The organism is Parasediminibacterium schistidii, from assembly GCF_046546515.1.
In the GTDB taxonomy this organism is placed as follows: Bacteria; Bacteroidota; Bacteroidia; order Chitinophagales; family Chitinophagaceae; genus Parasediminibacterium.
In genome coordinates, this window is the sequence record NZ_JBKHKJ010000015.1 from 75,017 (window position 1) to 95,257 (window position 20,241).

Here is a 20,241-nt window from a genome sequence, read left to right on the forward strand (position 1 = left end):
AAATAACTAGAGTATGGGCTTAAAATTATTATTAGACAAGGCAAATGTACCGGGCATCAGGGGCTACGAAGTTTACCGCCGGGAAGGTGGGTACACTAGCCTTGAAAAAGCCTTGCAAACAATGACGCCAGAAGCCATTCTTGAGGAACTCAAGAAAAGCGGTTTGCGTGGGCGTGGTGGTGCAGGCTTCCCTACGGGCATGAAATGGAGTTTTATTGCCAAGCCAGAAGGCGTGCCTCGCCACTTGGTGTGCAATGCGGATGAAAGCGAGCCGGGTACTTTTAAGGACAGGTACTTGATGGAGTTTTTGCCACACTTACTAATTGAGGGGTTGGTAATTTCTTCCTTCGTATTGGGTTCAAACGCTACCTATATATATATCCGTGGCGAGTACGCTTGGATACCAGACATTTTAGAACAAGCCATAGCCGAGGCAAAAGCCAATGGCTTTTTAGGCAAGAATATTTTAGGCACAGGGTTCGACTGCGAAATTTATGTGCAGCGTGGGGCAGGGGCTTATATCTGTGGCGAGGAAACTGCCTTGATAGAGAGCTTAGAAGGCAAACGTGGCAACCCAAGAATCAAGCCGCCATTCCCAGCCATTAAAGGTGTTTGGGACAGGCCAACAGTTGTAAATAATGTGGAAACATTGGCTGCTGTAGTACCGATAATAAGGATTGGTGGGGAAGAGTATGCTAAAATAGGCGTTGGCCGCTCTACGGGTACTAAATTGATGTCTGCCTGCGGCAATATCAACAAGCCTGGCGTGTATGAAATAGACATGACCATCAGCGTAGAAGAATTTATTTACAGCGATGAATATTGTGGGGGCATACCCAATGGCAAAAAGCTGAAAGCCTGTATCCCCGGTGGTTCATCCGTGCCGATATTGCCTGCCAACCTATTGCTAAAAACTGCAAAAGGCGAAACACGCTACATGAACTACGAAAGCCTAAGTGATGGCGGTTTTGCCACAGGCTCGATGATGGGTAGCGGCGGCTTTATTGTATTGGACGAAGACCAATGCGTGGTAAAGCATACCCTAACCTTAGCCCGTTTCTACCGCCACGAAAGCTGCGGCCAATGCAGCCCCTGCCGTGAAGGCACAGGTTGGATGGAAAAAATACTGATGAGCCTAGAAAAAGGGAAAGGGAAAATAAGCGATATAGATTTGTTGTGGGATATACAGCGCAAGATTGAAGGCAATACCATCTGCCCCTTGGGCGATGCTGCCGCTTGGCCAGTAGCCGCTGCCATACGCCACTTCAGGGACGAGTTTGAATGGCATGTAACCAACCCACAGGAAGCTCAAATCAGGAATTTTGGCTTGGCGCACTATGCGGATGAGATACATGTACCTGCTTAGTCGTCAGTGGTCAGTCATCAGTGGTCATTAATTAAAACCCTTTGGTTATTTTTTTACTACAATCATTAAATCATTAATAAAATAGTTTGCAGAAGATAACCAGTATAGAAATTAAAAACTTTAAATCCATACGGCACGCCGAGGTAAAGGACTGCCGCAGGATTAATGTTTTTATTGGTTATCCAAACGTCGGGAAGAGCAATATTTTGGAGGCGTTGAGTGGCTTGGTATATGAACATTCTGATTACCCCAATTTTAAAAACTTATGTAGATATAATAATAATAGAGAAATTTTTTTTAATGGAAATACAAAGGAAAATGCAGAAATAACATTAAATGATTCTTATTTTCTATCATATTATTATTATGATTCCGACAGAATAAATATAGACTTGCATGACCCTCGATTTAAAGAAATTAAAAATGAGGCTAAAGGTTCTAAAGGTATAGTTATAAGAGAAGCTGTTAATACATTTCTTTTTTCTGTGGATAGCACTGGTGGCTCTCCTAGAGTTCGTTATTATTCGGAAAATAGTGGAAAAGGTGTTGTATTTAATCTAAAGAAATATGCGTTTGATAAAAGCATGTCTAATGAAAATAAAATTAGAACTTCATCACTAAGTATTCCATTTGGTGAAAATATTTCAGATATCATTTTAGATAATAAGGAATTTAAAAATGAAGTGATTTCTTTATTTAAGGTCTATGATTTGAGTGTTTCTTTTGATGTTGGGTTGAATGAAATAAGGGTATTTAAAAACTTGGATGAACAAAATATTTTTTCTTTGCCACTATATTTAGTCGCAGATACATTGCAACGCCTAATTTTCTATAAAGCAGCTATTGCAAGCAACAAGGATGCAGTTCTCCTTTTTGAAGAACCAGAAGCACATATGTTCCCACCCTATATTGCCAAATTTACTACGGATATTCTTTTCGACAAAAATGATAACCAGTATTTTATTGCAACGCATAGCCCTTTTGTAATCAACGAATTTATAGAAGAGTTAGAGCCTAAAGAATTGGCTGTTTATGTGGTTGATTATGATAAAGGGGAAACAATTATAAAAAGGTTGACCGATGAAGAGATACATGAGGTTTCTCAATATGGGATAGATTTATTTTTTAACCTTGAAGGATACCTAGATAAATATGGACAGCCACATAGTGCCTGAGTGCTATATAGACACTATGTTAATTGAAATACTTGTGCCACCCGCAAAAGGGAAAAAGTATAATCATAAAAAGGGTTGCAGGAATGTAGCGAAGGAATTGCAAGAAAATAGTTTAAAAGATGAATTTGCAGTTGCTATTATTGATAAAAATAAAAATAGCATAGATTATTTAAAAGTGTTTTTGATTCTGGATGAGGTACAAAATGATTTAATACTCTATCGACATAAAAATGAAGCGAAGCATCATTATTTTATTCAAATTTGCCCGGCAGTAGAAAAATGGATATTTAAAGTTTGCGATGAGGAAGCTATTAGTTTAAATGATTTTGGTTTGCCTTGTGATTTTGACAGGTTTAAATTACTTACAAAATCGCAGGACAGTACGCATGACAAGCGATTTTTAGAACTTTTTAATAGGTTTAGAAGTAGCAATAACCCAAAAGTGAAGAAATTAAAAGGCTGGATTAAACTGTTGAAAGAGAAAAATTATCAAGTAGATATAAAAGAATTGAGAAATGCCTGATACCCCATTATTTAAAGTAACCATTGATAATATCACGGTAGAAGTGCCTGCTGGTACGTCTATACTAGAAGCTGCCCGTAAAATAGGCGGCGAAGTTGCACCCCCTGCCATGTGCTTTTACAGCAAGCTGAAAGGCAGCGGTGGCAAGTGCCGCACCTGTTTGGTAGAGGTAAGCAAGGGTTCTGAAAAAGACCCTCGCCCTATGCCGAAATTGGTAGCCAGTTGCCGCACCACGGTAATGGATGGCATGGAGGTAAAAAACATAACTAGCCCCAAAGTAATAGACGCAAGGGCAGGTATTGTGGAATTTCTATTATTGAACCACCCATTGGATTGCCCTATTTGCGACCAAGCGGGCGAATGCCATTTGCAGGATTTAAGCTATGAGCATGGCAAAGTAGGTACACGTTATGAATTTCAACGCCGGACTTTTAAAAAGCAGGATTTAGGCCCTTATATACAACTGCACATGACCCGTTGCATCATGTGTTTCCGTTGTGTATTTACCGCAGACCAATTGACAGATAAAAGGGAACATGGTGTTTTAGACAGGGGCGACCATGCCGAAATAGCTACTTTCATCCAAAAAAGCCTTGACCACGATTTTATTGGCAATGTGATAGATGTTTGCCCGGTAGGCGCTTTAACAGACAGGACTTTCCGCTTTAAAAACCGTGTTTGGTTCCTGAACCCAACTGATGCGCATAGGGACTGCCCTAAATGCACTGGTAAAGTAACGCTTTGGAACAGAGGCGATGAGGTGTTCCGTGTTACTGCCCGCAAAGATGAATGGGGCGAAGTGGAAGAATGGATTTGCAACGAATGCAGGTTTGAGAAAAAGAAAACCAGCGATTGGGTAATAGAAGGCCCAAGGGCTATCAGCCGACACTCTGTAATTTCGCAAGGGCATTATTTGGATGCCGTTAAACCAACAGAAACCTTTGATGCGGTAAATAGTGGGCGTGAACCGCACCTATTGTTGGACATTCACAATGTGAGCGATGTAAACAAACCAAGCATTGACCTAAGTTTGATAGAGGGCCCGGCACATTCCACGGATTTTAATACTAATAAGAACTGAGTATAATATATTGATATGACACTACTTGCATTGGATTGGTTTTTATTTATAGAAAAGTTGGTACTCATTGCTGTTATTATTTTTGGCAGCCTGGGCGTAGCATTATACACAACTTTTGCCGAAAGGAAAGTAGCGGCTGTTCTTCAAGACAGGCCGGGACCTAACCGTGCGGGGCCGTTTGGTTTATTGCAGCCATTGGCAGATGGGTTGAAATTGTTTACCAAAGAAGAAATTATACCCAATACCTCTAATAAACTATTGTTTATTCTTGGGCCAGGCTTGGCTATGACGGCAGCCCTTATGACTTGCGCAGTGGTTCCTTGGGGCAATAAAGTAGTGATGTTTGGCCGGGATATAGCCCTGCAGATTGCAGATATTAATATTGGTATGTTATACGTTTTTGCTGTGGTAAGCATGGGTGTATACGGTATTATGATTGGTGGATGGGCAAGTAACAACAAGTTTTCCCTCATGGCGGCTTTGCGTGGCGCAAGCCAAGCTATTAGCTACGAACTAGCAATGGGCATTTCATTGATTACATTAGTGATGGTAACAGGCACATTAAGCATGAAAACAATTGTGGAACACCAAGTAACAGGCAAAGTGTGGAATATTGTTTACCAGCCCCTCGGTTTCATTATATTTTTTATCTGTGCATTGGCAGAGTGCAACCGTACCCCTTTTGACTTGCCAGAAGCTGAAAATGAATTGAATTTTGGTTACCACCAAGAGTATTCCTCCATGAAACTAGGTTTCTACCTTTTTTCAGAATACATCAATATGTTTATCAGTAGTGCCATTATGGCTACTTTGTTTTTTGGTGGCTACGATTGCCCTTTTGTAAATGAAAGCAATTTTGCACCTAATATTGCGGCTATTATTGGCATAGTAGCTTTGATGACCAAAGTGGTGATATTTATATTTGTATTTATGTGGATCAGGTGGACAATCCCCCGTTTCCGTTACGACCAGTTGATGGATTTGGGCTGGAAAAAATTATTGCCTTTGGCTTTGGTAAATATGCTGGTTACAGGTTTTGTTATTTTATTGCATCAGAATAACTGGCATTTTTAAATTTTACTGGGGATTTAACTACAAATAAAAAAGATATTAATAATATGCAGGCATTAACATCAAGGGCAAAACAGGTAGAACGCAGCCCAATGACATTTTTGGAGCAGTTGTACCTTTGGAACATTGTAAAAGGCATGGCTATTACATTCATGCACATGTTTAAAAAACAGCCTACTATCCGCTACCCAGAGCAAAAACGTGAGTTTAGCCGGGTATTCAGAGGGCTGCATGTGCTGAACAGGGACGAGGAAGGCCGTGAAAAATGCACAGCCTGTGGCTTGTGTGCAGTTGCCTGCCCAGCAGAAGCCATCACCATGGAAGCAGCTGAGCGCTTGGAAGGCGAAGAAAACCTGTACAGGGAAGAAAAATATGCAGCCAAATATGAAATTAATATGCTGCGTTGCATATTTTGCGGCCTTTGCGAGGAAGCCTGCCCAAAAGATGCAATCTTTTTGAGCGAAACTGTTACCCCTTCAGACTATAACAGGAAGAATTTCATATACAAAAAGGAAGATTTGCTTATCCCTAACCCACTTACACAACCAGCAGAATTGGCGAAGGCAAGAGGATTGAATTAATTAGGAATTGAGAATTAGGAATTTGAGGAGGATATTATTAAACCTATATGGTTTTAGAAACCTTATAGGTTTGGGAGTAATCATTTTAACCATATTATCGCAGCAATGGCTATTACACACATATTATTTTGGTTCCTTACGGCTTTGGCACTAGTAAGTGCATTAATGGTTTTGTTGAGCAAAAACCCTGTATTTAGCGTGCTTTGGCTCATTGCCGTTTTCTTTGCTATTTCTGGACATTATATTTTGCTGAACGCACAGTTCTTGGCCATTGTAAACATGATTGTGTATGCAGGTGCCATCATGGTGCTTTTCCTGTTTGTAATTATGTTGATGAACCTGAGCAAAGCTACCGAGCCTCAAAAAAATATATGGTTGCAGATAGCGGGTACTGTTTCGGGCGGGTGCTTGTTAATGGTATTTATCTCCCTTGTAAAACAAGCTACTGAAATGCAAGGCAAAACAGCACTTTTAAAAAATGGCGACATTGGGCTTATTGGCAATTTGGGCAAGGCATTATTCAGCAGTTATGTAGTGCCTTTTGAAATCAGCAGCGTGTTGTTTCTAAGTGCCATGGTTGGTGCAGTTGTAATAGGGAAGAAATAGGGTTGTTTTGAGTTGTAAGTTTTAGGTTTTAAGTTTAATTAAATTATTCATTCATGCCAATACAATATTACATTTTTCTAAGTTTAGCTTTGTTTTGCATAGGGGTTGTGGGGGTGCTTACCCGCCGCAATGCCATTATCATTTTTATGTGTGTGGAGTTGATGCTGAATGCTTGCAACTTGTTGCTGGTAGCTTTCTCCAAAATGCACAATGGCGTGGCTTATGCAGCAGACAAAACATCAATGGTTGGTATAGATGGGCAAATATTTGTATTTTTTATCATGGTGGTGGCCGCGGCTGAAGTTAGCGTTGGGCTTGCCATTATCGTGATGATGTACAGGAACACCCATTCCATTGACGTAAACTTTCTGAACCGTTTAAAAAATTAGTACACCTGCTGGGTGCGTATAGCTGGCATTATAGCCACGCCATTTCAATCAGCGGTATAAACAAGCATTATGAATAAATTGGTTTACTTAGTCCCTTTATTTCCCTTAATCGGCTTTTTGCTCAATGGTTTGGGGTGTAAAGTTTTTACAAAGCAAACGGTTGCTGTTATTGGTAGCGGCTCTATCTTGGCGGCATTTGTTGTTAGTGTATTGTTGTTCCTGCAAGTAAAAGCCAATGGTGCCATTTATGCTCCCTATTTCAATTTTATAGATGTGCCATCCCTTAAAATACCTTTTGCCTTTCAGGTTGACCAACTTTCAGTACTCTTCCTGCTGATTATTACAGGCATTGGCTTCCTTATACACCTCTATTCATCTTCTTACATGCAAGAGGAGCCACCCCAGCATTATGGCCGCTACTTTGCTTACCTCAACCTGTTTGTGTTCTCCATGCTATTGCTGGTAATGGGTGGCAATTATGTAATCATGTTTATTGGTTGGGAAGGTGTTGGTTTGTGTTCGTACCTGCTTATTGGGTTTTGGTTCAAAAATGTTGACTATGGCTATGCGGCTCGCAAGGCATTTATCATGAACCGCATTGGGGACTTAGGTTTTTTATTGGCTGTGTTTTGGATGATTAATAAATTAGGCACAGTTACTTATACGGAAGTATTTGCCAACATTGGCAAACTTTCACCGCAGGATATTACCATTATCACAGCTTTGTTATTTGTTGGGGCAATGGGCAAAAGCGCACAGTTGCCTTTATATACTTGGTTGCCAGATGCCATGGCCGGCCCAACGCCTGTATCTGCCCTGATACATGCAGCTACCATGGTTACTGCTGGTATCTACATGATAGCCCGTAGCAATATATTATATACAAGCGCGCCATCCACGCAAGGTTTTATTGCCATTATTGGCTTGGCTACTGCCTTGTTTGCGGCTACCATAGCTTTGAAGCAAAACGATATTAAAAAAGTTTTGGCTTACTCTACCGTTAGCCAGTTGGGCTATATGTTCCTTGGCTTGGGGGTAGGCGCATATACGGGTGCAGTTTTCCATGTGATGACACATGCTTTCTTCAAAGCCTTGTTGTTCCTTGGGGCTGGTTCTGTAATACATGCCATGCACCATGAGCAAGACATTACCAAAATGGGCGGCTTAAAAAAGTACCTGCCTATTACCCATATTACCTTTCTCTTGGGCTGTTTGGCTATTGCAGGTGTTCCTCCGTTTTCTGGCTTTTTCTCTAAAGATGAAATACTTGCTGCGGCTTATGAAAAGAACCCAATCCTTTACTACTTAGGCGTTGCGGGAGCTTTAATGACTACTTTTTATATGTTCCGTTTATATGCCATGACTTTCCTTGGCAAGTTCCGTGGCACGCATGAGCAAGAACACCATTTGCATGAAAGCCCATCTGCTATGACCATACCATTGGTGGTACTTGCACTTTTGGCAGTGGTTGGCGGAATTATCGGTATCCCAGAAGTATTTGTAAAAGACAGTCATTGGCTGGAGCATTTTCTTGCCCCTGTATTTGCTGGGTCTAAGGCATTGGTAGAGGTGCATGCTGTTGACGGTTCAAGGGAATTGTTGATGATGGGCGTGGTTACAGGCCTAGTATTGGTAACAATAGGCATTGCTTGGAATAAATTTAGCAAGTACGAAACCACAACCGAGGAAGAAACTGGGCTTGGTAAAGTATTGGCTCATAAATGGTACATTGATGAATTGTACAATGCCATTATTGTAAAACCATTGGATGCCTTGGCAGTATTCTTTAAAAATATCATTGAAAAAAGTGTTATCGATGGGTTGGTAAATGGCTTAGGCAATTTGGTAAACTATTCTTCCCGCCAAGTGCGTTTAATCCAAACAGGTCAAGTAGGCGCATATATCCTGATGATGGTATTGTCTATGATAGCCATGATTTTGCTATGGATAAACGATGGCACGATTGTGCGTTTTTTCAGTAAAATATTTTAATAATTGCAGCTTAAGTTTATAAAATAAGATGATCCCGTTATTACTCATATTTATCCCTGTTATCAGCGCCTTGGCCGCTTTCTTTTTCAAGCAAGGCAATGCTGCCAAAAACTGGGCTTTGTTTACGTCTGTCATTACCCTTGTTGTGGCACTCGCAAGCCTTTGCAATGCAAAACCATTAGTGTACGATGCTGCTTGGCTACCAGTTTTGGGCAGCCGTTTTTCCTTGGCATTGGATGGCATGGGCAAAATGCTGGTGCTGCTTACGGCTATTTCCTTCCCTGTGGTAATTGCAGCCACCTATAACAATGAATACAAGCAATCGAATGCTTTTTATGGCTTGATGCTATTGACACAAGCTGGATTGATGGGCGTGTTCTTGGCTAGTGATTGTTTGTTGTTTTATTTCTTCTGGGAGTTGGCACTGATACCCGTTTATTTCCTTTGTTCTATCTGGGGAGGCGAGAAGCGTATTGCAGTTACATTCAAGTTCTTCATTTATACTTTTGTGGGTTCATTATTAATGCTGATAGGCATTTTGTACCTGTACTTTTTAACGCCTGACCATTCTTTTGCTATCAAATCTTTTTACGCATTAAAGCTATCTACTACCGAGCAAAACCTCGGTTTTTGGTTGTTCTTTATTGCATTTGCTATTAAAATGCCCATTTTCCCTTTCCATACTTGGCAGCCGGATGCTTACGAGCAATCGCCTACGGCAGTAACCATGATTTTGAGTGGGGTAATGGTAAAGATGGGCATATTTGCAACCATCCGTTGGTTACTGCCTATTTTTCCTTTGGCCACAGAAAAGTTTGGTGGGGCTATTATTATATTGAGCGTAATAGGGATGTTGTACGCTTCGCTAATAGCCATCAAGCAAGACGATGTAAAACGCCTGATAGCCTATTCATCCATTGCCCACATTGGCCTAATGAGTGCAGCTATTTTTGCCTTGAAGCCTATTGGGCTTAGTGGCGTATTGATACAAATGTTCAACCATGGCATTAATGTAATTGGCCTTTGGATAGTAGCCGATGCCATAGAGCAGCAAACTGGTTCACGCAAATTCAGCGAACTGGGTGGCTTGGCACAAAAAGCACCCACGCTTACCATCTTATTAGTAGTCTTGGCTTTTGCAAACATTGCATTGCCTTTGACCAATGCTTTTGTGGGCGAGTTCTTGATGTTCAATGGCTTGTTCCAATACAATTTCTGGATTGCTGGCATTGCCGGGATCAGCATTATATTGGCGGCTGTTTATACCTTAAACATGGTGCAGAAAATATTTTATGGCAATACCGTTGCCTTAACAGAAAAAGCAGTGGAAACTGGCAGCAATGTACAGTGGATGCTGGTTGTGTTGGTTATCGTGATTATAGGTTTTGGCGTGTACCCACAGCCAATGATTGATTTGACTAAGCAAATAATGCCTTAGAAAGTCGTAAGTTGTAAGTCATAAGTAAATAAACCTAGAAGGTTGGTTGTTCAGAAACACAGGTTTTTTAGTGCAATTTGCAGCTTCACTACGCATAATTACATTTTCTGTCTAGTAGTAAAGTTCGCCGTTCTTTGTGTCCTTTTAGTGAAACGTTTTACCTAAAAGAAACGCCTTTGTGTTTCTTTGCGAAAAACTTTGTGTGCTTTGTGGTTAAATATCCTTGCGTACTTTGTGGTTAAGTACATTATAATATATTTAGTAATCTACCAAAATCCTTATGGGATGTAGGTTTAAAAGGCCCTTGGGTTTATAACCTGTTTTATGAATGCAATTATTCTTTCAGCTTTAAGTGGTGTGGTAATGATGTTCAGCGGCATCTTGCTTTCAAACAAAGCCGCCATTAAATATTTAGCTATTGCGGCATTGCTGGTGTTGCTAGCTGGTAACCTGTCCCAGACTTATGGCTGCTTCACCATTAATGTAGATACCAAAGATTTGCTGGCGTTCAGCAAGTTTGGGCTTTTCTTCAATACCATCATTATTGTTTCTACCCTTGTTTATTTTATACTTAGTGGTAGCGATATAGAAAAAGTAGGTGAAGATGTGGCCGAATATTTCGCCCTTATCTTTTTTGTGCTTTGCGGTGTTACCATTCTTACCTCATTCAACGGCTTATTGATGTTTTTTATCGGGATAGAAATCTTGTCTATACCATTATATATCCTTACAGGTTCAGACAAAAAGAACCTAAAGGGCAATGAAGCCTCTTTGAAATATTTTTTGATGGGTTCTTTTTCAACAGGTATTTTATTAATGGGCATTGCTTTGCTTTATGGTGCAACAGGCAATTTTGGGCTTGCGGCATCTGGTGCTAAGTCTGCCGTTATGGGCATATACAGTGCCGGCATTTTAGCCCCGGTTGGCTTGGTATTGTTGTTTATTGCCATGGCATTTAAGGTATCTGCCGCCCCCTTCCATTTTTGGGCACCAGATGTGTACGATGGCGCACCTAGTGTGTTTACTTCGTTCATGGCTACTATTGTAAAAGCCGCTGGCTTCTTTGCTTTCATCCGTTTGTTTGCAGCCAAATCAGAAGACTTGGGCCCTTCGTGGAAACTATTGTTGTTTGTAATGATTGTTGCTACCCTGTTCATAGGCAATATCACGGCTGTTTTCCAGCAAAGCGTAAAGCGGATGTTGGCATATAGTAGCATTGCGCAAGCTGGTTTCATGTTGTTTGGCCTGTATAGCAGCAATGACTTTGCCAAGGAAGGCATCTTGCTTTACACAGCCGCTTATAGTTTTGCAACCATTGGCATTTTTGCCATATTGGTAAAAATGAAAGACTATTCTTTAGATGGTTACAATGGGCTTTCTAAAACCGAGCCAGTGCTAGCAGCCACAAATGCCATTTTCTTCTTGTCATTGTCCGGCATCCCATTAACTGCTGGGTTCTTTGCCAAATACTATATGTTGGCATCGGCGGTAAAGTCTGGCAGCCCTATCATCTTGGTTATTATTGCCGTATTGTTTGCCGCCATAAGCGTATATTATTACTTTAAAGTAATACAAGCCATGTATTTTAAAGAAGGCAACTCCTTGACCATAGAGCCTATTAAAAGCAGTTTTAAATTCAGTTTAATTGTTCTTGCGGCTATTATTATCATACTAGGTATATTCCCTACTGTATTGTTGAACTGGTATTATTTCTAAAGATAATATTTTTACCATTAAATAGCTATAGGTTGTATAAGGCTCCATCTTTATACAACCTTTTTTATTTTGCATACCCTCAAGATAGTTTTTTTCTCCTTTCTTACTTACTTAATGCTGCTTTGAGACTTCGAGTCTTAGTGGCAAAAAAAAAACAAAAAATAACCAATTCGTATATTTAATTCCCAATCCCTACTTTTGCCGCCTTAAATATTTTATTTATTATGGCATCAACATCAGATATTAGCCGTGGGATGATTTTGAAACTTGACGGTAGCCTGTATAGCGTGGTAGAATTTGGCGAAAACAAAACTGCTCGTGCAGCCGCTAAGGTTTGGGCAAAGCTAAAAGGCGTTGACAACAAACGCAGCATTGAAAAAACATGGAACAGTGGCGAGACGGTGTTCCCAATAAGGGTTGAAAAAAAAACCTATCAATACCTTTATAAAGACGAAACAGGGTACAACCTGATGAACAACGAAACCTACGAGCAAATAGTGCTTGGGGAGGAAATGATAGATGCCCCTCAGTTTTTAAAAGACGGTAGCGAAGTATTTGTGTTTGTGAACACAGAAACAGACTTGCCTATTGGTGCCGAGTTGCCAGAAAAAATAGTGGTAAGGGTTACTTACTGCGAGCCAGGCCTTAAAGGCGACACGGCTACCCGTGCCATGAAAGCAGCCACCATTGAAACAGGCGCAACTGTAAACGTGCCATTGTTTGTAGATGAAGGAGAGCTGATAAGGGTAAATACAAAATCCGGCGATTATATTGAAAGGGTGAAAGAATAGGTCTAGGTTTTGCCACTCGCATTTGGAGCGGGGTTAGGGTGAGGTCTGTTGCCAAACCCCTGAAACCTGAAACTAGAATAAAAATTGGCTATTTTGATAAATTTTAATAGCATTGTACATTAAATAATTGCTATTTTGCCCTTCCGTTGCATAAAATGCCATATAGTTGGGTATGCACTAACTGTTTACTTACAGAAAAAATAAACTTGTTATGGATTTAAAACAAATTCACGAACTGATTAAGCTCATCAATAAAAGCAATATTGGTGAAATAAGCATAGAAGACAAGGATGGCAAGGTAACCATCAAGCAGAAGGAAGACCCTGCAGTGGCCATGTCTCACATGCCTTTGCCAACCCAAGTATACAATGTAGTGCCGCCAGCATCTAATGGCGGACCTTCCCAGTTATCCCCTGCAGAAGTTGCTCCGGCCGCTTCGCCTAAAGCCGCTGATAACTTAGTAACCATCAAAAGCCCAATGATTGGCACCTTCTACCGAAAGCCATCTCCAGATAAACCTTATTTCAGTGAAGTGGGTACAGAGATTGCGCCAGGCAAGGTATTGTGCATTATCGAGGCCATGAAATTGTTTAACGAAATTGAAGCAGAAATTAGTGGTACAATTGTAAAAGTATTGGTAGAAGACAATAGCCCGGTTGAATATGACCAGCCTTTGTTTTTGGTAGAACCTAACTAAGTTGTATGTTATATGTAGTAAGTTATACATTGTATGTTAGAGTAGTGTTCAATTTGTTGTTATACACCTATTGATTGGCTATGTATGTTTACGAGAAAAAAGTAAGCGTTAAAATTTGTCCATATTTTTCTATTTCTCTAATGGGGAAGATTTATAAAAGAAATTGAAAAGGCTATGTTTCCTTTTTTTTTCCTCTACTGTGCCTATGTGTCTTTGTGGTGAATAATAACCCTGATTTAGCTAATTAAGAAAACCATGTTTAAAAAAATATTGATTGCCAACCGTGGCGAGATTGCCCTCCGTGTCATTAGGACTTGCAGGGAAATGGGCATTAAAACGGTGGCTGTTTACAGCACGGCAGATAAAGACAGCTTGCATGTGCGTTTTGCCGACGAAGCGGTTTGTATAGGCAAGCCAGCCAGTTCAGAATCGTATTTGAACATCCCTCACATCATGGCTGCGGCTGAAATTACCAATGCCGATGCTATCCACCCGGGTTATGGTTTTTTGGCGGAGAACAGCAAGTTCTCCCAGATTTGTGCCGATCATGGCATTAAATTTATCGGGCCAACCCCTGATATGATTAATTCCATGGGCGATAAAATTACCGCCAAGGAAACCATGATAAAAGCAGGTGTGCCAGTAGTGCCGGGTAGTGGTGGTTTGTTAAGTAGTATTGAAGAAGCAAAAGACCTTGCTAAAAACAAAGTTGGCTACCCAGTAATTTTAAAAGCTACTGCCGGTGGCGGTGGCAAAGGGATGAGGGTAGTGTGGAAGGAGGACGAAATGGAAAAAGCCTTCAATACTGCCAAGATAGAAGCTGCTGCCTCGTTTAAAAACGATGGTATCTACATGGAAAAGTTTGTAGAAGAACCACGCCATATAGAAATTCAGGTTGCGGGCGACCAATATGGCAATATCTGCCATTTAAGCGAGCGTGATTGTTCCATACAACGCCGCCACCAGAAATTGGTGGAAGAAAGCCCATCGCCATTCATGACCCCAAAACTCCGCAAGGAAATGGGCGAAGCAGCTATCAAAGCAGCAAAAGCCATTAATTACGAAAGCGTAGGCACCATAGAATTTTTGGTGGACAAGCACCGCAACTTCTACTTCATGGAAATGAATACCCGGATACAGGTAGAGCATTGCGTAACAGAAGAAGTGGTAAGTTTCGACTTGATAAAAGAGCAGATTAAAATAGCCATGGGCGAAAAAATATCTGGCAAAAACTACGAACCAAAGATGCATGCAATAGAATGCCGCATCAATGCCGAAGATCCATACAACGACTTCCGCCCTTCACCAGGCAAAATTACTACCCTGCATACCCCAGGCGGGCATGGCGTGCGTGTAGATAGCCATGTGTACGTAGGCTATGTGATACCGCCTTATTACGACAGTATGATTGGTAAGCTAATAACAGTTGCACAAACTCGCGAGGAAGCCTTAGATACCATGTACCGTGCGCTAAGTGAATATGTGATAGAAGGCGTAAAAACAACCATCCCTTTCCACTTGCAATTAATGAAGAACGAAGATTTTCGCAGCGGTAACTTTACAACTAAGTTCTTGGAAACTTTTGAATTGAAATAGTAAGCAGTAGAATATATTTTGAGCGTTATTATTCTTTGAGTATAAAAGGTGAAGCCAATTTTAATTAAAATTGGCTTCACCTTTTTTGTTTATATTTGAATTGTAGAAAGCCCGTTTAACTTATAGTATATGGTACGTACACTTGTAATACCTGAACAACAAAATATTTCTCTTCATTTGCCCCAAAACTTTGTGGGTAAAAAGGTAGAAGTAATTGCCTTTACTGTTGATGAAACAATAGAGGAAATGCCCTTGACTTATTTTGCAAGTGAAAAAATATTGGCAAAGGATTGGTTAACGCCTGAAGAAGACAAAGCATGGAAGGATTTATAAAAGGTGATATTGTTGTTATACCTTTTCCATTTTCAGATTTATCAGGAAGCAAGAAAAGGCCAGCTTTAGTGTTAGCAGATTTGCCGGGTGATGATATTTTATTGTGCCAAATAACAAGCCAACCAACAAAAGATATTTTTGCAATTAAACTTAAACATACTGATTTTGAGCTTGGTTCATTACCCGTTGAATCTTACATAAGGCCAACCCGTATTTTTACTGCGGATAAAAAAATTATTGTACGAAAGGCGGGCATTATAAAAATTAATGTGAGAAACTTAGTAGTGCAGGCAATAATCACTCTTTTAAAATAGGAACTTCTACTTTGTAAATAACCTCCGCTTTATTTCTTTCCAAAGGCTGCTTAGGGTTTGTGGTTCTTTATCCCGCCATTCGTTGATGCTGCCATGCATTTTTTCTTTTGCGTGGATGTTCATCTCTCCAAAAAAATCTTTTATCAAAGCTGTGTCTTGTTCCAATGCCAGTTTGTTGTACAATTGCTGCAATTTTTTTTCATTGGCTATCTCCTCCTCAATGGTTTCTTTTTCCAATTGTTCCCTTGCCAAAGCCTTGGCATCGTAAGTGCCAGTTGGCAATAGCATCTTGGCAATCACGGGCATCAGTTCTATCAACAACAAAATAGCTACCAGCAAGTAATACCTGCTTTGCAGGGCGGCATTGTTTTTAATCAAGTGGTTCAGGGCTTCTATGCGTGTGAGGAAGCCAGCATTCAGCAATTGTGCAAAAAGCTGCTGTTCCTTTTGCTTGGCTATGTCTATGGCGTTCAGGCTGCTGTCAATATGCCACAGGGGCAATGAATCCTCTGTTGCCAATTGTTTATAGGCCTTGTCCAGCCTTTCGTACTCGTTTTGCTTGGCTTTTGCAATGGTAAAAAGCCCCATTTTTTTAGTGCCGCCGCTGCCGTCTGTCTCGGAAATAAAATTTTGCCTTGCCGCCGCTACCTCGCTGTACCGGGTTTGTTCGTTTGCAATCAGCTTGGTTTTTTGCCCTTGCAACTCATTTTTTTGCTGGGCATATAAGCTATCCTGCTGCTTGCGTTTTTCTTGTAGCTTTTGCTCATTGTCTAGCGATATTTGCACATGCACTTCTTTGTTAAACAGGTATAGCAATGCGGGCTGTGCCATAAAAGTGCCAATGGTAATGGCAAGCAAGCCCCGGAACAACAACGGCAGCAGTTGTTTTTTGTTTTGCTTGTTGATGCCTTTTATCAAAGCCCGGTCAATGCTTAAAATAATAGCACCCATAAAAATGCCCAATGCCACTACTACCCAGGCATTATCCACCACTGTGCTAAAAAAATACATCCATGCCAGCGTGGCAAAAGACCATGTGCCCAAAACACTCATGCCGATGATAGAGTAGCGGTTACGGTCTATCACGCAGTCTTGTAGCAATTCTTTCTCGGCTGTTGCCAGCCACCATAAAAAATAATGGAACCTGTTAGGTACATAACCGTCCTGTTGCGTAAGCATCGATTTGCTTTGCGGCATACTTTAATTGTTTAGCAATAAAAAATTAAATCCCAAAATGGTTAAAGTGGGGAGGCTAGTAGTACAAAGTAAAGGAAAAGATAGAAATAGGTAAATAGTTGGGTGCATAAAAGTTTTTCGCTTTGTGGCGATATTCCCTAATCTTTAAAAACCTTATCTTTGTGCCAGAAATGCACTTACTAAAAACCAGGTTAAATGTATTTTACATGCTGTCAACTAGTACTTGTATCAAAGTTATTTTTTTATTAATATTAAGATAGTTTTAGCTTAAAAATTAACCTTGTATTGATGGCTGTAAAATACGCAAAAATTACTCACAAAATGAGCATAAAATACGCAAAAAGTATGCACAAATCACTCAAAAAATAGGCACAAAATAGGCACAAAATACGCATAAAACTTTTCCTTTATTGTTGATAATCAATGATTTAAAGGCGATTGAACGTTTTTTCAAAAAATCGCGAATAGGAAAAAAGGCCGAAAATTGGCAAAACTGAAACTATTTTAATAAAAACCCCAGAAAAAGTAATAGTGTAGAAATTGTATAAGTGTCCCGTTTTGCATCCCATCTTCTTACCCGTAGGGTGTTTGTTCCAGCTTTTTGGGATAAGTGGTGGGCAGAGTGGTACTAGGGTGTTTTTTCACTAAAAAGCGAAAAACTTTTATGCACCCTAAATAGTTTTAACGGTTAATTAGTGTATAGCTTCCCTAAATCAACATCCCGTAACTTGCACTCCAAAAGTACCCCTCCCAGCGCTATGGCATTGTTAGAACAATTTATACAGTTTACGCAGCAGCAAATACAAATCAGCCCCAAAAATACGCATCTGCTTTTGGCCGTAAGCGGCGGTATAGACAGTATGGTAATGGTTGATTTATTTCACAAAGCAGGTTACAGTTTTACAATTGCACACTGCAATTTTCAACTTAGGGGAGAGGAAAGCACAAGGGACGAAATGTTTGTAAAAGCACTTGGCGAAAAATACAATAAGGAAGTATTGGTAAAACTTTTTAACACAAAGGAATATGCCACAAGCAACAAACTATCTATCCAAGTTGCCGCCCGTGAACTAAGGTACGCTTGGTTTGAAGAATTGTTGACCGTTGCCCGTGAATCGTTTTCTGTAAACGGTCAACAGTCAATGGTCAACGGTCAACCAACTCCCGATAACTTACGACTTACGACTTACGACTTACGACTTCTGTCCACGGCCCACCATGCCGATGACAATATAGAAACCCTCCTGCTCAATTTTTTCCGAGGTACAGGCATTAGCGGTCTGCATGGCATATTGCCAAGGCAGGGGAATATAATCCGCCCCCTATTGTTTGCCAAAAGGGAAGATATTGTGGCGTATGCCAAAAAAAATGGGCTGGCATGGGTAGAGGACAACAGCAATGCCTCAGACAAATATTCCCGTAATTTTGTGCGCCACCAGGTAATGCCACTAATGAAAACCATTTACCCGCAGGCAGAGGAAAATTTATTGGGCAATATTGAACGGTTTAAAGAAATAGAATTGATTTATAACACATCCATAGTACAAAAAAAAGCAAAACTGATAGAGCCAAAAGGCAATGAGTGGCATTTACCCATACTGAAATTGAAAAAGCAAGTGCCACTAAAAACAATTGTATATGAGGTGGTAAAAGATTTTGGCTTTGCATCCACACAAACAGGGGAGGTGGTAAAGCTATTAGATGCCGCTAATGGCAGCTATATGGCTTCTCCCACGCACCGGCTTATTGTAAACAGGAACTGGCTCATTATCGCCCCCATACAACCAGAGGAAGCCACTAACGTATTGATAGAAGAAGGGGTTAAAGAAATTAACTTTAAAGAAGGCCTGCTGACCTTAAAGCCCAGTACTTTCAACGAAGCATTATTAGCTGAAAATAAACTGCCCATTGCAACCAATATAGCCGTGCTAAATGCCGATGATATCGAGTTTCCCTTATTGCTGCGTCCTTACAAGCAAGGCGATTACTTTTATCCGCTGGGAATGCAGAAGAAAAAGAAGCTCAGCAAGTTTTTTATCGACCAAAAACTGTCCAAGACCGATAAAGAAAAAGTTTGGGTAATAGAAAGCAACAAGCGGATTGTTTGGGTGGTTGGCTACCGTATAGACAACCGTTTTCGCCTAAAGCCTTCAACTTCAAAAATGTTGGAGATTGATTGGGAGAAAGTATAAGAATTAGAATATAGTTATCAGCAGGATATTTTGTCAATTGTCAAAACCCATAATTTTAATTTTTGGTAAATGAAGAAAAAATATTGATTTTTATACTACTGGCAGGCATCATTCTGAGCACAAATTTGAAAAGATTAGTGAATGGATTAAGAAAAAAACTAAAACAAAAAACAAAGAAGCCAGTAAAACCAGTCCCTCAACATATTGTATCAAACTCATAACTCCTAATTCGAATTCTTGCTATCAATAGAAGCCCTGTAATGCTTGATGGCGTTTACAATAGACTGTGCTATTTCTGTTTGCCCTGCAGGGCTGTTTAGGTAATCTTCTTCTTCTGGGTTTGATATATAGCCTGTTTCTACAAGCACGGCGGGCATGGCCACGGCCTGCAATACCCATATACCCACTTGCCTTTGCAGCGCATCACGGTTAATGCGGCCTGCTTTCCTAAATTCTTCCTGTATGGTAAGGGCAAGGAAAGCGCTCCTATCAAAAAACTGGCGTGTTTTTAGGTTGATAAAATTCATCTTTTCGGGCGAGTTCATGTCAAAGTTTTCAACAGACCGTGCAGTGGTGCTGTCTAAATACAAGCTTTGGTTTTCACGCATGGCCACTTCCTTGCTTTCATTTTTGTGCGCCCCCCATATATAGGTTTCCGTGCCCTTGGCTGGGTTGGGCGTGGTGTAGGTGTGGTATTGCTTTACCTCCCGTGTTGTTTTATGCTTGTGTTTGCCCCTGCCTGTAGTTACGGTTTCTGTTTTGTAGCCCGTAAACTCGCTATGGCGTATAGGGTCGGCACTGTTGCAGTGGATGCATATAAACAAATCACCCTTTGCCTGGTTAGCAATATTGGCTTTTGTAGGCGGCGAATGGTAAATATCCGTCCTGCGGGTTACTACCAGTTCTATGTCGGGTATCTGATCCCTAAGCAATTGTTCCAATCGTAAAGAAATGGCCAGAGCAATGTCTTTTTCGTTTGAGTACTTGCCGGGCGCACCACTGTCGTGCCCGCCATGCCCCGGGTCAATCACTATTTTCCGTAGCCGCGATTTTTGGGTTAACCCATCTTTTGTATCAAAACCAGATAAAAGCAATACACAAAAACTTAGTATTAAAAGCGTTGTATATTTTCTAATCGTCATATAATAAAGAATTAAAGTATTTTTACCAAGCGTATCGTTTG

General features: G+C 40.5%; 19 protein-coding genes. 17 read left to right on the plus strand and 2 right to left on the minus strand.

Annotated features, from left to right (window positions below):
• The first annotated feature begins 13 nt into the window (after window positions 1–13).
• The 16 genes from nuoF to ACHFIY_RS10455 all read left to right on the plus strand — a co-directional run bounded on the left by nuoF (window position 14) and on the right by ACHFIY_RS10455 (window position 15,669).
• The gene (gene nuoF, locus ACHFIY_RS10380; protein WP_410846021.1) at window positions 14–1,366 is read left to right on the plus strand and encodes an NADH-quinone oxidoreductase subunit NuoF; all 1,353 of its coding nucleotides are present in this window, start codon (window positions 14–16) and stop codon (window positions 1,364–1,366) included.
• Window positions 1,367–1,452: 86 nt separating this feature from the next.
• Window positions 1,453–2,541, plus strand: coding sequence for an AAA family ATPase (locus tag ACHFIY_RS10385; RefSeq protein ID WP_410846022.1), 1,089 nt, complete (start codon window positions 1,453–1,455; stop codon window positions 2,539–2,541).
• A gap of 16 nt (window positions 2,542–2,557) precedes the next feature.
• Window positions 2,558–3,064: a hypothetical protein gene (locus tag ACHFIY_RS10390; protein ID WP_410846023.1), complete on the plus strand. Its 507-nt coding sequence runs from the start codon at window positions 2,558–2,560 to the stop codon at window positions 3,062–3,064.
• Window positions 3,057–4,145, plus strand: coding sequence for an NADH-quinone oxidoreductase subunit G (locus ACHFIY_RS10395; protein ID WP_410846024.1), 1,089 nt, complete (start codon window positions 3,057–3,059; stop codon window positions 4,143–4,145). Before ACHFIY_RS10390 ends, ACHFIY_RS10395 begins: the two co-directional genes overlap by 8 nt.
• Before the next feature lie 15 nt (window positions 4,146–4,160).
• Window positions 4,161–5,219 carry an NADH-quinone oxidoreductase subunit NuoH gene (gene nuoH / locus ACHFIY_RS10400; RefSeq protein ID WP_410846025.1) on the plus strand — a complete coding sequence of 353 codons (1,059 nt, stop codon included), beginning with the start codon at window positions 4,161–4,163 and terminating at the stop codon, window positions 5,217–5,219.
• Between the two features lie 44 nt (window positions 5,220–5,263).
• Window positions 5,264–5,797, plus strand: a complete 534-nt coding sequence (gene nuoI, locus ACHFIY_RS10405; protein ID WP_410846026.1) for an NADH-quinone oxidoreductase subunit NuoI — start codon at window positions 5,264–5,266, stop codon at window positions 5,795–5,797.
• A gap of 105 nt (window positions 5,798–5,902) precedes the next feature.
• Entirely contained in the window at window positions 5,903–6,403 is a 501-nt protein-coding gene (locus tag ACHFIY_RS10410; protein ID WP_410846027.1) for an NADH-quinone oxidoreductase subunit J family protein, read from the plus strand.
• Window positions 6,404–6,456: 53 nt separating this feature from the next.
• Window positions 6,457–6,792: an NADH-quinone oxidoreductase subunit NuoK gene (gene nuoK, locus ACHFIY_RS10415; protein ID WP_410846028.1), complete on the plus strand. Its 336-nt coding sequence runs from the start codon at window positions 6,457–6,459 to the stop codon at window positions 6,790–6,792.
• A 69-nt stretch (window positions 6,793–6,861) separates the two neighbouring features.
• Window positions 6,862–8,784 (plus strand): NADH-quinone oxidoreductase subunit L, encoded by a 1,923-nt coding sequence (nuoL, locus tag ACHFIY_RS10420; RefSeq protein WP_410846029.1) that lies wholly within the window; start codon window positions 6,862–6,864, stop codon window positions 8,782–8,784.
• Between the two features lie 28 nt (window positions 8,785–8,812).
• Window positions 8,813–10,222: a complex I subunit 4 family protein gene (locus tag ACHFIY_RS10425; RefSeq protein WP_410846030.1), complete on the plus strand. Its 1,410-nt coding sequence runs from the start codon at window positions 8,813–8,815 to the stop codon at window positions 10,220–10,222.
• A gap of 324 nt (window positions 10,223–10,546) precedes the next feature.
• A complete protein-coding gene (locus ACHFIY_RS10430; RefSeq protein WP_410846031.1) occupies window positions 10,547–11,938 on the plus strand; it encodes an NADH-quinone oxidoreductase subunit N in 1,392 nt (463 codons plus the stop codon).
• 224 nt (window positions 11,939–12,162) lie between these two features.
• On the plus strand, window positions 12,163–12,729 hold the full coding sequence (efp, locus tag ACHFIY_RS10435; protein ID WP_410846032.1) for an elongation factor P: 567 nt from the start codon (window positions 12,163–12,165) through the stop codon (window positions 12,727–12,729).
• Between the two features lie 211 nt (window positions 12,730–12,940).
• The gene (gene accB, locus ACHFIY_RS10440; protein WP_410846033.1) at window positions 12,941–13,426 is read left to right on the plus strand and encodes an acetyl-CoA carboxylase biotin carboxyl carrier protein; all 486 of its coding nucleotides are present in this window, start codon (window positions 12,941–12,943) and stop codon (window positions 13,424–13,426) included.
• Between the two features lie 255 nt (window positions 13,427–13,681).
• Window positions 13,682–15,022, plus strand: a complete 1,341-nt coding sequence (gene accC / locus ACHFIY_RS10445; protein WP_410846034.1) for an acetyl-CoA carboxylase biotin carboxylase subunit — start codon at window positions 13,682–13,684, stop codon at window positions 15,020–15,022.
• A gap of 129 nt (window positions 15,023–15,151) precedes the next feature.
• Window positions 15,152–15,355, plus strand: coding sequence for a hypothetical protein (locus ACHFIY_RS10450; RefSeq protein ID WP_410846035.1), 204 nt, complete (start codon window positions 15,152–15,154; stop codon window positions 15,353–15,355).
• Window positions 15,340–15,669: a type II toxin-antitoxin system PemK/MazF family toxin gene (locus ACHFIY_RS10455; protein WP_410846036.1), complete on the plus strand. Its 330-nt coding sequence runs from the start codon at window positions 15,340–15,342 to the stop codon at window positions 15,667–15,669. The genes ACHFIY_RS10450 and ACHFIY_RS10455 overlap by 16 nt, the downstream gene beginning before the upstream one ends.
• 6 nt (window positions 15,670–15,675) lie before the next feature.
• On the opposite strand, the gene ACHFIY_RS10460 is transcribed toward ACHFIY_RS10455, so the two are convergent.
• Complete coding sequence (locus ACHFIY_RS10460) at window positions 15,676–16,866, minus strand: DUF4407 domain-containing protein (RefSeq protein ID WP_410846037.1); 1,191 nt, start codon at window positions 16,864–16,866, stop codon at window positions 15,676–15,678.
• 758 nt (window positions 16,867–17,624) lie between these two features.
• Here ACHFIY_RS10460 and tilS point away from each other — a divergent pair.
• Window positions 17,625–19,058, plus strand: coding sequence for a tRNA lysidine(34) synthetase TilS (gene tilS / locus ACHFIY_RS10465; protein WP_410846038.1), 1,434 nt, complete (start codon window positions 17,625–17,627; stop codon window positions 19,056–19,058).
• Between the two features lie 224 nt (window positions 19,059–19,282).
• On the opposite strand, the gene ACHFIY_RS10470 is transcribed toward tilS, so the two are convergent.
• Window positions 19,283–20,200 (minus strand): N-acetylmuramoyl-L-alanine amidase family protein, encoded by a 918-nt coding sequence (locus ACHFIY_RS10470; protein WP_410846039.1) that lies wholly within the window; start codon window positions 20,198–20,200, stop codon window positions 19,283–19,285.
• Window positions 20,201–20,241 lie beyond the last annotated feature (41 nt).